This window comes from Pseudomonas sp. NFACC42-2 (genome assembly GCF_900116055.1).
Taxonomy (GTDB): Bacteria; Pseudomonadota; Gammaproteobacteria; order Pseudomonadales; family Pseudomonadaceae; genus Aquipseudomonas; species Aquipseudomonas marginalis.
On the sequence record NZ_FOZO01000027.1, the window covers coordinates 35,524 to 49,056 of the forward strand.

The 13,533-nt window shown below is 63.9% G+C and carries 15 protein-coding genes and 1 pseudogene; 5 read left to right on the top strand and 11 right to left on the bottom strand.

Annotated features, from left to right (window positions below; translation table 11 throughout):
* Positions 1 to 102: 102 nt before the first annotated feature.
* From BM416_RS28105 to BM416_RS28155, 11 genes and pseudogenes are all read right to left on the bottom strand, one after another.
* The gene (locus BM416_RS28105) at positions 103 to 1,557 is read right to left on the bottom strand and encodes a cytochrome D1 domain-containing protein (RefSeq protein WP_092490155.1); all 1,455 of its coding nucleotides are present in this window, start codon (positions 1,555 to 1,557) and stop codon (positions 103 to 105) included.
* On the bottom strand, positions 1,554 to 2,393 hold the full coding sequence (gene cobA, locus BM416_RS28110) for a uroporphyrinogen-III C-methyltransferase (protein ID WP_092490156.1): 840 nt from the start codon (positions 2,391 to 2,393) through the stop codon (positions 1,554 to 1,556). Before cobA ends, BM416_RS28105 begins: the two co-directional genes overlap by 4 nt.
* Before the next feature lie 44 nt (positions 2,394 to 2,437).
* A complete protein-coding gene (gene nirJ / locus BM416_RS28115) occupies positions 2,438 to 3,619 on the bottom strand; it encodes a heme d1 biosynthesis radical SAM protein NirJ (protein ID WP_092490157.1) in 1,182 nt (393 codons plus the stop codon).
* A gap of 3 nt (positions 3,620 to 3,622) precedes the next feature.
* A complete protein-coding gene (locus tag BM416_RS28120; RefSeq protein ID WP_092490158.1) occupies positions 3,623 to 4,132 on the bottom strand; it encodes a siroheme decarboxylase subunit beta in 510 nt (169 codons plus the stop codon).
* Positions 4,107 to 4,550 carry an Lrp/AsnC family transcriptional regulator gene (locus BM416_RS28125; RefSeq protein ID WP_092490159.1) on the bottom strand — a complete coding sequence of 148 codons (444 nt, stop codon included), beginning with the start codon at positions 4,548 to 4,550 and terminating at the stop codon, positions 4,107 to 4,109. Before BM416_RS28125 ends, BM416_RS28120 begins: the two co-directional genes overlap by 26 nt.
* Complete coding sequence (locus tag BM416_RS28130; protein ID WP_092490160.1) at positions 4,543 to 5,058, bottom strand: siroheme decarboxylase subunit beta; 516 nt, start codon at positions 5,056 to 5,058, stop codon at positions 4,543 to 4,545. Before BM416_RS28130 ends, BM416_RS28125 begins: the two co-directional genes overlap by 8 nt.
* 143 nt (positions 5,059 to 5,201) lie before the next feature.
* A pseudogene (locus BM416_RS28135) lies at positions 5,202 to 5,651 on the bottom strand (Lrp/AsnC family transcriptional regulator); the annotation flags it as partial.
* A 1-nt stretch (position 5,652) separates the two neighbouring features.
* Positions 5,653 to 6,822, bottom strand: coding sequence for a cytochrome D1 domain-containing protein (locus tag BM416_RS28140; RefSeq protein WP_092490161.1), 1,170 nt, complete (start codon positions 6,820 to 6,822; stop codon positions 5,653 to 5,655).
* Entirely contained in the window at positions 6,819 to 7,136 is a 318-nt protein-coding gene (locus BM416_RS28145) for a c-type cytochrome (protein WP_175539109.1), read from the bottom strand. Before BM416_RS28145 ends, BM416_RS28140 begins: the two co-directional genes overlap by 4 nt.
* A 16-nt stretch (positions 7,137 to 7,152) precedes the next feature.
* Positions 7,153 to 7,467 carry a c-type cytochrome gene (locus tag BM416_RS28150; RefSeq protein ID WP_092490162.1) on the bottom strand — a complete coding sequence of 105 codons (315 nt, stop codon included), beginning with the start codon at positions 7,465 to 7,467 and terminating at the stop codon, positions 7,153 to 7,155.
* Positions 7,468 to 7,491: 24 nt separating this feature from the next.
* On the bottom strand, positions 7,492 to 9,060 hold the full coding sequence (locus BM416_RS28155) for a cytochrome D1 domain-containing protein (RefSeq protein WP_256577597.1): 1,569 nt from the start codon (positions 9,058 to 9,060) through the stop codon (positions 7,492 to 7,494).
* 300 nt (positions 9,061 to 9,360) lie between these two features.
* On the opposite strand from BM416_RS28155, the gene BM416_RS28160 reads away from it, so the two are divergent.
* The 5 genes from BM416_RS28160 (at position 9,361) to BM416_RS28180 (ending at position 13,480) form a co-directional block, all read left to right on the top strand.
* Entirely contained in the window at positions 9,361 to 10,137 is a 777-nt protein-coding gene (locus tag BM416_RS28160) for a CbbQ/NirQ/NorQ/GpvN family protein (protein ID WP_065941877.1), read from the top strand.
* Positions 10,121 to 10,693: a cytochrome c oxidase subunit 3 gene (locus tag BM416_RS28165; protein ID WP_092490164.1), complete on the top strand. Its 573-nt coding sequence runs from the start codon at positions 10,121 to 10,123 to the stop codon at positions 10,691 to 10,693. The genes BM416_RS28160 and BM416_RS28165 overlap by 17 nt, the downstream gene beginning before the upstream one ends.
* A 43-nt stretch (positions 10,694 to 10,736) precedes the next feature.
* On the top strand, positions 10,737 to 10,943 hold the full coding sequence (locus BM416_RS28170) for a cytochrome C oxidase subunit IV family protein (RefSeq protein WP_371856074.1): 207 nt from the start codon (positions 10,737 to 10,739) through the stop codon (positions 10,941 to 10,943).
* Between the two features lie 671 nt (positions 10,944 to 11,614).
* Entirely contained in the window at positions 11,615 to 12,055 is a 441-nt protein-coding gene (locus BM416_RS28175) for a c-type cytochrome (RefSeq protein ID WP_074847069.1), read from the top strand.
* Positions 12,056 to 12,058: 3 nt separating this feature from the next.
* Complete coding sequence (locus tag BM416_RS28180; protein ID WP_092490166.1) at positions 12,059 to 13,480, top strand: cbb3-type cytochrome c oxidase subunit I; 1,422 nt, start codon at positions 12,059 to 12,061, stop codon at positions 13,478 to 13,480.
* The last annotated feature ends 53 nt before the right edge of the window (positions 13,481 to 13,533 follow it).

Consider the following 13,533-nt stretch of genomic DNA (forward strand, 5'->3'; position numbering starts at 1 on the left):
AGATCTACAGCCGGGCCACTTTCTACCTGCCAACCGCGATCAAATGTGGGAGGGGGCAAGTCGAATCGTCGCACCGCCCCTCCCACATTTTTTTGACCGCGCTCAATGCGATGTCCCTTCCGCAAACTCCACCTTATTGCCCACGTTGTACTTACCCGACGGTTTATTCATAGGGATACGCTTCACCTCCTCGAGCGTCTGGCTGTCATACACAATCAACGCCCCCTCCGTGGCCCAGATGCTCAGCAACACATACCGCCCATCCCGGGTGAATTCCACATGGGCTGCCGTCTTGCCCGGCACTGGCCTCAGGGTGTGGGCGATCTCGAGGGTCTGCTTGTCGATCAGGTGAATCGCATCATTGTCCGGCCCGAAAAACACGTCGCTCCACACATAGCGCGAGTTCACATGGCTGCGCATGAAAAAGCCCGGCCCGAGGGTGGGGATCTGTTTGATCAGGGTCCAGGTCTTGAGGTCGATCACCGAGATTTGCCCCTTGCTGATGTTCGGCGTGGCAAACACCCATTGCCCGTTGCGTTGCCAATACGTCCCGGAACTCAGGTGCGGCATGCCGGACAGCGGGATATCGGTGACCACACGGCCGCTGTCCAGGTCGATCACCTGGCCGCCGCCGGCCTTGCGGGAGGTGGCGATCAATTGGCGGTAATCGGGCGAGAACGAGAAGTCGTCGAGCACATCCTGGGCCTGGATGCGCCGGGGCTCGAAACTGGGGCGGGCATCTGCATAGGGCAATTCCCAGACCTCGTTCACGTCCTTGAGCGCGACGATAAAGCTGTTGCGCGGTGGCGCGGTGTACACCGCACTGACCCGTGAGCCGGTGTCCAGGGTCTTGACCAGCGACAGGTCGCGGGCATCCAGCAGCACCAGGTTGCCCGGCAGGTAATTGCCCGCCAGCACCCAGCGCCCATCCTTGCTCACCGCCAGGTTGCGGGTGTTGAGGCCCACGCGGATCTCGGCGATCAGCTTGAGGTTGTGCAGGTCGTACTGGCTGATCCAGCCGTCCCGCGAGGCGAAGTACACAAAGCGTCCGTCCGGGGAGAATTTCGGCCCGCCGTGCACCGCAAAGTGGGTGGGGAAACGGTCCAGCACGGCAAAGGTGTCGCCATCGACAATATCCATGTGATGGTCGCCGGACTCCACCACCACAAACAGGTTGAGCGGGTCGGCGTGATGCTGCGGTGTGGTCGGCAATTGGCGCAGGTCCGCCAGCACGCTGTGGCTGTTGCGGATGTCATGCTCGTTCCACGTCGCCGGTGAGTCAGGCGGCTGTTGCAGAAGCTGCGCCAGCCCATCGATCTGCGCAGCGCTCAATTGCGCACTGAACGCCGCCATCTGGCTGGCGGGCCGGCCCTGTTCGATGACCTTGCGCACTTCATCCGGCTTGATCCGCCCCAGGCTCTCCGGCAGCAGCGCCGGGCCGCTGGCGCCGATGCGATTAAGCCCGTGGCAGCTTTCGCAATACTGGCGGTAATCCTGCACTGGCGTAGCGTGTGCGGCCGTCGCCCAGAGCAGCGGCACCAGCAGCAGGCGCTTCATACCGCCACCGCTTCACGGGCCGGTGCCAGGCTGGCGGGGAAGTGCAGGGCGGCGTCGGCAAACAGGTTGACGACGTGGCCGATCACCGTCAGCGTCGGCACGCCGGGTTCGCAGTCGGCGGCCAGGGTGGGCAACTGGCGCAGGGTGCCACGGGCCACCTGTTGATCGGCGCGCGCACCGTTGCTGATCAGGGCGGCCGGTGTGTCTGCGGGCAAACCGGCCGCCACCAGATGCTCGGCGATCAGTGCCAGGTTCGACAGACCCATGTAGAACACCAAGGTCTGGCTCGGCTCGGCCAGGCTGGCCCATGGCAGTTTCAACGCGCCGTCGCGTTGCAGGTGGCCGGTGACGAAGCGGCACGAATTGACCAGGTCGCGGTGGGTCAGCGGGATACCGGCATAGGCGCTGCAGCCGGAGGCGGCGGTGATGCCCGGCACCACCTGGCACGGGATACCGCGCGCAAGCAGGTATTCCAGCTCCTCGGCGCCGCGCCCGAAGATAAACGGGTCGCCGCCCTTGAGGCGCACCACCCGCTGGCCCTGGTCGGCCAGCTCGGCGAGCAGTTCATTGAGTTGATCCTGGGGCAGGCTGTGGCAACCGCTGGCCTTGCCCACGTAATGACGGGCGCAGGTCAGCGGGATCAGTGCGAGCAGTTCGGCACTGATCAGCCGGTCGAACACCACGGCGTCGGCCTGCATCAACAGGCTCCAGGCGCGCAGGGTCAGCAGGCGCGGGTCACCGGGGCCGGCGCCCACCAACGCGACTTCGCCGGGGTGCAAGGGGCTGTGCAGACTGGCCGGCAGGCCAGTGGAGGAGTGGGCAGTTGAAGTGTGCATGCGACGTCCTTGGTTCATCATCAGGTAGGCGGCCCTCGGTTGTGTCACCGGGTAGTCGAGCAAGGGATCAGGTTGAGGGGCTGGCGCGCGATCTCGGCGTCGCTGAAGTAGCAACCGGGGTCCGGGCCCCACAGGTCGCCATCGGCCCAGGCGCGGGTGCGGGTATTGCCGTTGCAGATCGCCAGCCAGCGGCACTCGGCACAACGCCCGCCGATGCTGCGCGGGTGTTCGCGCAGGCGCAGCAGCAACGGGGCGGGCTGTTCCAGCCAGAGTTGGCGGAAGGTGGTGTTGCGCACATTGCCCACCGATTGCTGCCACCAGTAGGTGTCCGGGTGCACCTCACCGGTGTTGTCGATATTGGCGATGCCGCTGCCCGAAGCATTGCCGCCCCAGGCATGCAGCAGGTGCTCAAGCTGCGGGTAATGTTCGGGCAGGTGCTGGTGCACCCATTGCAGCAACAGCACGGCGTCGGCGTCGTTGTTGCCGCTGACGAAATCGCTGTCCACGCCGTGTTGAATATCGCTCCAGGCCTGCTGGAAAATCAGCGCCATGGCCTCGCGGCTCATCTGCCGGTGCGCATCCAGCTGGCGGCTGCGCTTGCCGCGCCCGCTGTAATTGAGGTGCGACAGGTAGAACTTCTGCACGTCATAGGTGCGCATCAGCGCCAGCAACTGCGGCAGCTGCCCATGGTTGTCCTGGGTCAGGGTGGTGCGCAGGCCCACGCGAATCCCGGCTTCGCGGCACAGGCGGATGGCGTGCATGGAGCGCTGGAAACTGCCGTGCAGTTGGCGAAACGCGTCGTGGGTCGCCTCCAGGCCGTCGATGCTGATGCCCACGTAGTCGAAGCGCGCGTCGGCGATCTGCTGGATGTTGTGCTCATCGATCAGCGTGCCGTTGGTCGACAGTGCGACGAAAAAACCTTTGTCACGGGCATAGGCGCTCAGCTCGAAGAGGTCTTCGCGCAGCAGCGGCTCGCCCCCGGACAGGATCAACACGCGAACCCCGGCGTCGTGCAAATCGTCGATCACCCGCAATGCTGCCGGGGTGTCGAGTTCATCGCGAAACACGCTGTCGGCGCTGGTGGCGTAGCAGTGCTTGCAAGTGAGATTGCAGCGCCGCAGCAGGTTCCAGATCACCACCGGCGGCCGTTCGCTGCCAGGGGGCGAGGTGCGCGGCGGCGGGCATTGGCCGGCGAGGGTACGCAGGTACTGACTGATTCGCAGCATGGGCTATTCCTTTGAGTGCGCCGGCGTCAGGCGCAGGCCGGTCTTTTTCAAAATGCGGCTGCTTACCAGCATCTCGTCGGCGCGGCAGGCATTCCCCAGCAGGAAGCGCAGGTGCTCGCGGTAGCTGTCGATTTCTTCGCGGCTGCGGCCATGCACCATGGCGAACAGGTTGTAGGGCCAGTCCGGGCGCCGGGGGCGACGGTAGCAATGGCTGACAAACGGCTGGGCGCCGAGCAGTTCTCCCAGGCGCGGCAGGTGCACATCGGCCACGTCCCACACCGTCATGCCGTTATGCCGATAGCCCAGGCGGTAGTGGTTGGGCACCGCTGCGATACGCCGGATCGCGCCTTCGGCCTGCAGGCGCTTGAGCAGGTCGAGGGTCGACTCGACGCTGATGCCCAGTTGCTCGGCGAGCCAGGCCCACGGGTCTTCCACCAGCGGCAGGCCGCTTTGGGTGAGGGCGACCAGCTGCAGGGCCAGGGTGTTGTCAGACCGGGAAATACAGACCGACATGGTAGGTGTGCTCCTTCGGCAGGTTGAGCACCGCCAGCCCGGTGAGGGCCTCGATGCGCGACAGGGTATCGGCCAGCTCCTGCGCGGTGGCGCAGGCCAGCACGAACCACATGTTCCAGCGGTGTTCGCGGCGGTAGTTATGGGCCACCTGGGGCAGGGCGTTTAGCTGCTCGGCGACCGCGTCAAAGCGCGCCTCGGGTACGGCAAGCGCCGCGAGGGTGAAAGCGCCGCCGAGACGCTCGATATCGAACATCGGGCCGAAGCGCGTGAGCATGCCGTCTTCGAGCAAGTCGTGCAGGCGGTCGAGCAGTTCGCTCGGAGGGCAATGCAGTTCCTCGGCCACCTGCTGCCACGGCTGGCGCACCAGCGGCAGTCCGTGTTGCAGGCGGTTGATCAGTTGTCGATCCAGCTCATCCATGGGCCCATACCTGTGACGGCGGCGGCGCGAAACGCCCGCCGCATTGCTTGAAGGCGCGGGTGCTGAACAGCAGTTGGTGGGGCAGGTCGCTGAGCAGATGCCGCTCCAGCAACGCCTGGATCTGCGCCTCGACCACCGCGCGCTCGCGCCCGTGCACCATGCAGAACAGGTTGTAGCGCCACTGCGGCAGGCGCCGTGGGCGCTGGTAACACAGGTTCACGCCGGGCGCGCGGCCCAGGCGTGCACCGACTTCATCGACCAGCGCATCCGGCACATCCAGCACCAGCATGGCGTTGGCCACATAGCCCAGGGCGCGGTGATTGAGCACCAGGCCGACACGACGGAACAGGCCCTGGTCGTGCCATTGCTGCATCTGTTGCAGCACCTGATCGTGGTGGGCACCAATCTGCTCGGCGAGCTCGTCGTAGGGCCGTGGCACGATGGGCAGGCCGCGCTCCAGGCACTGGCGCAGGTCGAGCATCTGCTCGTGGTTCAGTGGCGCGATCACGGCTGCTCTCCCAAACTACCCACCTCAAAAAAATCTCTCGTAGCAGCTGCCGAGCCTTGGCGAGGCTGCGTTTGCGGTGTGTCTGACCCACTGCTGACGCAGCCTCGCCAAGGCTCGGCAGCTGCTACGTGCGGGGCTTCTCCTGCTTCGAGGGGGAAACCGAGGTCGATGCGATAGGCCGTGAGCATCGGCAGGTCCAGGGGCGTGAGGCCGGTGTCTTGCTCCAGCTCATCAAGGATTTGCTGCAAGTGCTGGCGGTGGGGACCGGTGAGCACGAACCACAGGTTGTAACGGTGCTCGCGGGCATAGTTGTGATTGACCTCCGGGTACTGGCTGACGCGCGCGGCCACTTGTTCCAGACGCTCGATCGGTACCGCGAGGGCGGCCAGGGTGCTGGCGCCGGCGCGGGTGTGTTCGAACACCGGGCCGATGCGCGACAAGGCGCCGGCCAGTTCCAGGCGTTGCAGGCAGGCCATCACCTCGGCCGCGCTGCAACCCAGCACCTGGGCCATTTCGCGGTAGGGCTCGGCGCACAGCGGCATGCCGTGCTGGAAGCGTTCGATCAATTGCTGGCTGAGCGAATCAAGGTCCATTTCAATACCCCATTTTTTGCGCGCGCAGGCTGAAGAAAATCCCGCTGGGACTCTTGGCCGGTAAGGTTTTCAGCAGGGTCAGGCGGTACGGGTCCCACACTTGCAACTGTTCGCCGTCGCGCACCGACAGCCACAGCTGCTCGCCGCGCCCGCTGAATTCCATGTGCAACACGCCGGGGCCGGGACGCAGGTCGGCGACCACCTGGTGGGTTTCGGTGTCGAGCACCTGCACCCGGTCGTTGTCCGGGTAGGCGAAGTTGACCCACAGCTGGCGACCGTCGGGGCGCGCAGTGACAAAGATCGGCTGCCCGGCCACCGGGATCGCCGCCGTCTGCTGCCAGGTGCGTGCATCCATCACCAGCACCTGGTGACGCCCCACCGCCGGCACGAACGCCTGGTCATCGGCGACGGCCCAGCCCTCCAGGTGGGGCATCTTGTACACCGGCAGCTTGGCCTGGCCGCGCCCATAGTCCTTGAGCACACGCAGCACGCCGCGCTCCGGGTGCCACAGGTCGAGCTGGGCCATGCCGTCTTCACCGAACAGCCCGGCCATGTAGTAGCGGCCGTCGGCGGTGATCAGCGCGTCATAGGGTTGCTCGCCGACGTCCTTGAAGCGGGTGATGCGCGGCGGGTTGCCGTGGCTGAAGTCGGCGCTCCAGATCTCGCCGGTGTCGAACAGGCTGAACACGAAGCGCTGCCCGGGCGCATCCACCAGGCCGACCACCCGCGAGCGTTTGCCATCGGCCATGGCGGTCGCGGGGATGTCGGCGATGAGGGTCAGGTCTTCTGCATCGAACACCTTGACCCCGCCCGGCACGTAATTGGACACGGCGATCAGGCGCCCATCCTGGCTGATGGCGCCGCCGATGCTGTTGCCGCCCTGGACGATGCGCCGCTCGATGCGTGGGCGCAGCAGGTCGATCTTGGTCAGCCCGCCATCGCGGGCAAACACGTAGGCATAGCGCTGGTCGCGGGAAAACACCGCCGAGGCGTGGGACAGGTCGCCCAGCCCCTCGATACGGGCCAGTTCGGTCATGCCGGTGCTCTCGATAATCTGCACGCTGCCACTGGCGCGTTCGATCACCAGGCCCAGGTCGCCGCTGCCGCGCAACGCGGGTTGGGCACAGGCACCCAGCAACAGGCACAGGGATAACAGGGTAGGACGCATCATGGTGGGGGGCTTCCTTGCAAAAGGCGGTCGACCAGCCAGGCAATATCGCCGGCACTCAGCAGCGGGCCCCAACCGGGCATGGCGCGGGCAGGGCGGCCGTAGGTCACGGTGGCGATCAGGCTGTCGCGGCTGTGGTCGGCGAGGGCTTGCGGTGTGAGGGCCGGGCCCAGGCCGCCGGTGAGGTGCAGGCCATGACAGGCCCCGCAATCCTGGGTCAACAGGTGTTCAAGGCGGGCAGCGTCCGGGGTGGCCGCTGCCCGCGCGGGAATCAGCAGGAGCAGCGCCATGGCCGTACCGATCATCGATGCTTGCATGGCGTGCTCCTTGTGCTTATTTCAAGGTCAGGACCCAATCGGCCAACACCTTGGCTTCATCATCGGTGACCTGGTTCGGCGGCATCGGCACCGGCCCCCAGTTGCCCTGGCTGCCGTTCTTGATGTGGCTGGCCAGAGTCGTGGCCGCGTCTTTCACACCGGCATTCTTGGCGGCGACGTCCTTCAAGGCCGGCCCCACCAGTTTGCTGTCGATCGTGTGGCAGCCCACACAGGGTTTGCTGTTGAACAACCCCGGGCCGTCTTGTGCCAATACCGGTTGCAGGCTGAGCGCAGCGGCGGATGCCAGCAGTGCGAGGAGAGTATTTTTCATTCGGTGACCTCGTGTTGATGGGGCTCAATAAATGTCGTGTTGGGTGTTGTAGACGTTGAATTTTCCGGTCGGCGTGATCAGGCGCTTGTCGCGGATCACTTGCTTGAGCTTCAAGGTCTTGTCGTCGATCACCACCAGCGCCGACTCTTCGGTCTGGCCGTTCCACACCGAGAACCACACCTCGTCACCGGCCTTGTTGTATTCCGGTTGCACCACCCGCAGCGCGCCTTGCTTGATGCCCGAATACTCGGCAATCGGCAGCACGGTGTAGCCCTTGTCCAACTGGTTGATGTCGAACACCGCCACTGACTGGCTGAGCTTGGCGTCGGGGTTGAGGGTGGTGTCGACATACAGGTGATGGGAGTTGGGGTGGGTCTTGATAAACAGCGAACCGCCGCCCTGGCCCTTGAGGGATTCCACCTGTTTCCAGGCGTATTGCGGGTGCTTGACCGGGTCGGTGCCGATCACCGAAATACCGCCGTCGCCCAAGTGGCTGGTGGCCCATACCGGCCCGTATTTTGGGTGATTGAAGTTGGCGCCACGGCCGGGGTGCGGGGTCTTGCCGACCTCTACCAACGCGGTGAGCTTGCGCTCCTTGGAGTCGATCACCGCGACCTTGTTGGCGTTGTTCGCGGCGGTCATGAAGTAGCGGTGGGTGCTGTCCCAGCCGCCGTCATGCAGGAACGGCGCGGCGTCGATGGTGGTGATGGTGAGGTTCTTGATGTCCTGGTAATTGACCAGCATCACCTTGCCGGTTTCCTTGATATTGACGATGAACTCCGGCCACTCGTGGGAGGCGATGATCGCCGCCACGCGGGGTTCGGGGTGATATTCCTGCTTATCGACGGTCATGCCCCGCGTGGACACGATCTGCCTGGGCTCCAGGGTTTCGCCATCCATGATGGTGAACTGCGGCGGCCAGTAGGAGCCGGCAATCGCGTACTTGTCTTCATAGCCCTTGAACTTCGAAGTCTCCACCGAGCGGGCCTCGATGCCCACCTTGATCTCGGCGACTTTGGTCGGCTCCAGGGGCCACAGGTCGATCATGTCGATCTTGGCATCGCGGCCGATCACCAGCAGGTAGCGGCCAGACGCGGAGATACGCGAGATATGCACGGCGTAGCCGGTGTCGATCAGCTTGATGATCTGCTTGGTGTCGCCGTCCACCAGGGCGATCTTGCCGTCGTCGCGCAGGGTGACCGAGAACAGGTTTTGCAGGTTGAGGGTGTTCAGTTGTTTTTTCGGCCGGTCTTGGGGCTTGACCAGCACTTTCCAGGTCTTGAGGGTTTCGGCCATGCCCCATTCCGGCGGGGTGGGCGCGGTGTGCTGGATGAACGTGGCCATGCTGGTGATCTGCGCCTTGGTCAGCGCATTGGACGTGCCCCAGTTGGGCATGCCGGCCGGGGAGCCGTAGGTGATCAGCGCTTCCAGATAAGCCTGGCCGCGGGCCTGGGTGATGTCCGGGGTCAGCGGCTTGCCGGTGGCGCCTTTGCGCAACACGCCGTGGCAGCCGGCGCAGCGTTCGAAGTAAATCTGCTTGGAGGCGTCGAACTCCGCCTGGCTCATATCCGGCGCGCCGGGGCTTTTCACCATCCCGGTCGGCGCGTCGCCATGAGCGTTGATGGGCAATGCGAGGGCCAGGGCGCAGCTCAGGCTGGCAAGACTCAGGACCCAGGGTTTTCTGTTGCGAGTCAGCATTCCATATCTCCTCAGGCAAGACCTTTGCGATGCCCGGCGAAGGCGGGGTAGAGCGCAGGTTCTTAGTGCCAGGCAAGACTATGTTGCAGTGGCGCAAGGCTCGCTTGACGGCGATCAAGTTTGCCGTTGTACGCGCTTGCCAGGTTGTCGCAGGGGCCCTTAGCGTGGGGGCCGAACCCGTTGCGAGTACGCGTGATGACCGAGCCCTTCTACCAACCGCAGGACAACGAACAGCAGCTGTTCGAACACGCCTGGCGCCACCACCTGCCGGTGCTGATCAAAGGCCCCACGGGCTGTGGCAAGACGCGCTTCGTGCAGCACATGGCGCACCGCCTGAACCTGCCGCTGTACACCGTGGCCTGCCACGACGACCTCAGCGCCGCCGACCTGCTCGGCCGCCACCTGATCGGCACCGACGGCACCTGGTGGCAGGACGGCCCACTGACCCGCGCCGTGCGCGAAGGCGGGATCTGCTACCTCGACGAAGTGGTGGAAGCGCGCCAGGACACCGCCGTGGTGCTGCACCCGATTGCCGATGAACGCCGCGAACTGTTCCTGGAACGCACCGGCGAAGTGCTCAAGGCGCCGTCGTCGTTCATGCTGGTGGTGTCGTACAACCCCGGCTACCAGAACCTGCTCAAGGGCATGAAACCCAGCACCCGCCAGCGCTTCGTGGCGATGCGTTTTGGTTACCCGCCGGTGGCCGACGAGGAACGCATCGTCGCCCGCGAGGCCGGTGTGGATGTGGCGCTGGCCGCCCAGGTCGTGCGCCTGGGCCAGGCGCTGCGTCGGCTTGATCAGCATGACCTGGAGGAGGTGGCCTCCACCCGGCTGCTGATCTTCACCGCCCGCCTGATCGGCGCCGGCATGAGCCCACGCGAAGCCTGCCTGGCGTGCCTGGCCGAACCGCTGAGCGACGACCCGCAGACCGTCGCCGCGCTGATGGACGTGGTGGATGTGCACTTTGCCTGAACCGCGCCGGCTGCCAGGCGACCTGGCGATGTGGTTTTTCATCCTCGCCGAGCTGTCGGTGTTCGCGCTTCTGATCCTCACGTTTGCCGTGACCCAGGCGCTCAAGCCCGAGCTGTTTGCCGCCGGGCGCGCACAGCTGGATACCTCGACCGGGTTGGCGATGACCTTGAGCCTGCTGACCGCGGGCTTGTTGGCCGCGTTGGCGGTGCAGCAGGTGCGTTTGGGGCATTCGCGTCGGGGCGCTTGCTTGTTGTGGGGGGCGTTGTTGGTGGCGCTGGTGTATGTGGGGATCAAGCTTGGCGAGTACTCGCACCTGATGAGTCTCGGGCTCGGACTTGAGCGCAACACGTTTTTTACCTTGTACTGGATGCTTACCGGGTTTCACTTTTTGCATGTGCTGCTGGGCATGCTGATTCTGGGATGGCTGGCGTTGCGCTGTTGGCAGCGGGTTTACCGGGTGCCTGGCTTGAGCGGGTTGGAATCCGGGGTGCTGTATTGGCACATGGTGGATCTGGTGTGGGTGGTGCTGTTTCCGCTGGTCTATGTGATTCGCTGAGGTGTGTATGACGGGTTCCCAGACGCTGATCCTGTGTTGGCTGATGTTGGTGGTGCTGAGCGTTGGCACTGTGCTGACGGGGGCATCCGGGTTGTGGTGGGGGGTGTTGTTGCTGGCGGTGCTCAAGGGGTGGGTGATTGTTGATGGGTTTATGGAATTGCGGCGTGGGCCAGTGTTGTGGAGATTTTTGATGCTGGGGTGGGGGGGGGTTGTGGTCGCTTTACTGAGTACATATCCGTTATTTGCGTAGCGGCTGCTTACGAGGCTCGGTATGCCCTCACTCCAGATCAAAATCCAAGCCGCAACGGCCTTAGAGCCGACCGGTGTTGGGTCTGATGTACTCGGTAAAAAATGTGGGAGGGGGCTTGCCCCCGATTGCAGTGGGTCAGTACCAAATCCATCAACTGACACTCCCTCATCGGGAGCAAGCCCCCTCCCACATTTGGATCTCCATCCAGCAGGTAGGCCTCAGCCTGCTTTTGCTCTGCTTTTGCTCTGGCTTTTGATCTTGATCCTGGGCGCCCCGTCAAACACGCTGGCCGAACGCAGGCTTGAATCCGTGGGTAACCCGGCAGGACGCCGGGTTAGCCGTCCTGGGCCAAGGATGGCCCATGACGGCGGCCCACGGATTCAAGCCTTCGTTCGGGCATGCCGAGCCTAGGCGAGGCACCGAGTGTTGGGGCAAGAGCCCTTTGGTTACTTTGGGCTGGGCCGGCATTCCGGCTCTTTTCCAAAGTGACCCGCTGTAAGAGCGGAACCATAGGCCGCCGTTACCTAAATAACGGATATGTACCCAACCCAACCCAACCCCCCCCAAAAAAAAATACCCCACCAAAACCATCAACATTTCTTGATCGCCATCAAGCAGTTTCCACCCCCCACCTCCCTATCATCCCCTGGCCAAGCAATGAGGAAGCGACCATGTCAGAGACCTTCACCAAGGGCATGGCCAGGAATATCTACTTCGGAGGAAGCGTGTTCTTCTTCCTGATTTTCCTGGCCCTGACCTACCACACCGAACAAACCTTTCCCGCCCGCAGCAACGTCGACCAACTCAGCGAATCCGTCGTTCGCGGCAAGGGCGTCTGGGAGCGCAACAACTGCGTCGGCTGCCACACCTTGCTGGGCGAGGGCGCTTATTTCGCGCCGGAGCTGGGCAATGTGTTCAAGCGCCGGGGCGGCGAAGAAGGGTTCAAGCCGTTCCTGCATGCCTGGATGAAGATGCAGCCCCTGGGTGTACCGGGGCGGCGGGCCATGCCGCAATTCAATCTCAGCGACCAGGAGGTGGACGATATGGCCGAGTTCCTCAAATGGAGCTCGAAGATCAATACCAATAACTGGCCACCGAACAAGGAGGGCTGAGCCATGCGCAGTGCCAATCCATACTTGAAATTCCAATCCCAGGCCGTGGCCAAACCCTACTTTGTGTTCGCCTTGATCCTGTTTCTCGGTCAGGTGCTGTTCGGTTTGATCATGGGCCTGCAATACGTCATCGGCGACTTTCTGTTCCCGTTGATCCCCTTCAACGTGGCGCGGATGGTCCACACCAACCTGCTGATCGTGTGGCTGCTGTTCGGCTTTATGGGCGCGGCCTACTACCTGGTGCCCGAGGAGGCCGAACGCGAGCTGCACAGCCCGAAACTGGCGATCGTCCTGTTCTGGGTGTTCGCTGCCGCCGGGGTGTTGACCATCCTCGGCTACCTGCTGGTGCCGTATGCCGCGCTGGCCAAGTTGACCCACAACGAGCTGCTGCCGACCATGGGGCGCGAGTTCCTGGAGCAACCGACCATCACTAAAATGGGCATCGTCGTGGTGTGCCTGGGCTTTCTGTACAACATCGGCATGACCCTGCTCAAGGGCCGCAAGACCACCGTCAGCATGGTCATGATGACCGGGCTGATCGGCCTCGCGGTGTTCTTCCTGTTCTCCTTCTACAACCCCGGCAACCTGGCGCGGGACAAGTTCTACTGGTGGTGGGTGGTGCATCTTTGGGTCGAAGGCGTGTGGGAGCTGATCATGGGCTCGATGCTGGCCTTCGTGTTGATCAAGGTCACCGGCGTCGACCGCGAAGTGGTGGAGAAATGGCTGTACGTGATCATCGCCATGGCCTTGATCACCGGGATCATCGGCACCGGTCACCACTTCTTCTGGATCGGTGCGCCTGAAGTGTGGCTGTGGGTCGGTTCGATCTTCTCGGCCCTGGAGCCGCTGCCGTTCCTGGCGATGGTGATGTTCGCCTTCACCATGGTGAAGCAACGTCGGCGCCAGCACCCCAACCGCGCGGCCACGTTGTGGGCCAAGGGCACCACGGTCACGGCGTTCTTCGGCGCGGGCGTGTGGGGTTTCCTGCACACCCTGGCACCGGTCAACTTCTACACCCACGGCACCCAACTCACCGCCGCCCACGGGCACCTGGCGTTCTTCGGTGCCTACGCAATGATCGTGATGACCCTGATCAGCTACGCCATGCCCCGCCTGCGCGGTATCGGTGAAGCGCCGGACGCGCGTTCGCAGACCCTCGAGATCTGGGGCTTCTGGATGATGGTGCTGTCGATGGTGATGATCACGCTGTTCCTCACCGCCGCCGGGGCCGTGCAAGTCTGGCTGCAACGCTGGCAGGTGGATGGGGTGGCCTTGCCGTTCATGGCCACGGTGGAGCATTTGCAGGGACTGTTCTGGGCGCGGTTGGTCAGTGGGGTGGTGTTCCTGCTCGGGCTGGTCTGCTACCTGTGCAGCTTCCGGCAACGTGCCCGGACGGCTGGAGCACCGGTACCGATCGTCCATTGAAGTAACGCGGTGCAAATGTGGCAGGGGGCTTGCTGTGGCAAACGGGCCTGCTG

What these genes read in the sequence shown, in the direction of transcription:
- BM416_RS28105 (WP_092490155.1), bottom strand. Translation starts at nt 1,557, where the DNA reads ATGAAGCGCCTGCTGCTGGTGCCGCTGCTCTGGGCGACGGCCGCACAC.
- cobA (WP_092490156.1), bottom strand. Translation starts at nt 2,393, where the DNA reads ATGCACACTTCAACTGCCCACTCCTCCACTGGCCTGCCGGCCAGTCTG.
- nirJ (WP_092490157.1), bottom strand. Translation starts at nt 3,619, where the DNA reads ATGCTGCGAATCAGTCAGTACCTGCGTACCCTCGCCGGCCAATGCCCG.
- BM416_RS28120 (WP_092490158.1), bottom strand. Translation starts at nt 4,132, where the DNA reads ATGTCGGTCTGTATTTCCCGGTCTGACAACACCCTGGCCCTGCAGCTG.
- BM416_RS28125 (WP_092490159.1), bottom strand. Translation starts at nt 4,550, where the DNA reads ATGGATGAGCTGGATCGACAACTGATCAACCGCCTGCAACACGGACTG.
- BM416_RS28140 (WP_092490161.1), bottom strand. Translation starts at nt 6,822, where the DNA reads ATGATGCGTCCTACCCTGTTATCCCTGTGCCTGTTGCTGGGTGCCTGT.
- BM416_RS28145 (WP_175539109.1), bottom strand. Translation starts at nt 7,136, where the DNA reads ATGCAAGCATCGATGATCGGTACGGCCATGGCGCTGCTCCTGCTGATT.
- BM416_RS28150 (WP_092490162.1), bottom strand. Translation starts at nt 7,467, where the DNA reads ATGAAAAATACTCTCCTCGCACTGCTGGCATCCGCCGCTGCGCTCAGC.
- BM416_RS28155 (WP_256577597.1), bottom strand. Translation starts at nt 9,060, where the DNA reads ATGGTGAAAAGCCCCGGCGCGCCGGATATGAGCCAGGCGGAGTTCGAC.
- BM416_RS28160 (WP_065941877.1), top strand. Translation starts at nt 9,361, where the DNA reads ATGACCGAGCCCTTCTACCAACCGCAGGACAACGAACAGCAGCTGTTC.
- BM416_RS28165 (WP_092490164.1), top strand. Translation starts at nt 10,121, where the DNA reads ATGTGCACTTTGCCTGAACCGCGCCGGCTGCCAGGCGACCTGGCGATG.
- BM416_RS28170 (WP_371856074.1), top strand. Translation starts at nt 10,737, where the DNA reads ATGTTGGTGGTGCTGAGCGTTGGCACTGTGCTGACGGGGGCATCCGGG.
- BM416_RS28175 (WP_074847069.1), top strand. Translation starts at nt 11,615, where the DNA reads ATGTCAGAGACCTTCACCAAGGGCATGGCCAGGAATATCTACTTCGGA.
- BM416_RS28180 (WP_092490166.1), top strand. Translation starts at nt 12,059, where the DNA reads ATGCGCAGTGCCAATCCATACTTGAAATTCCAATCCCAGGCCGTGGCC.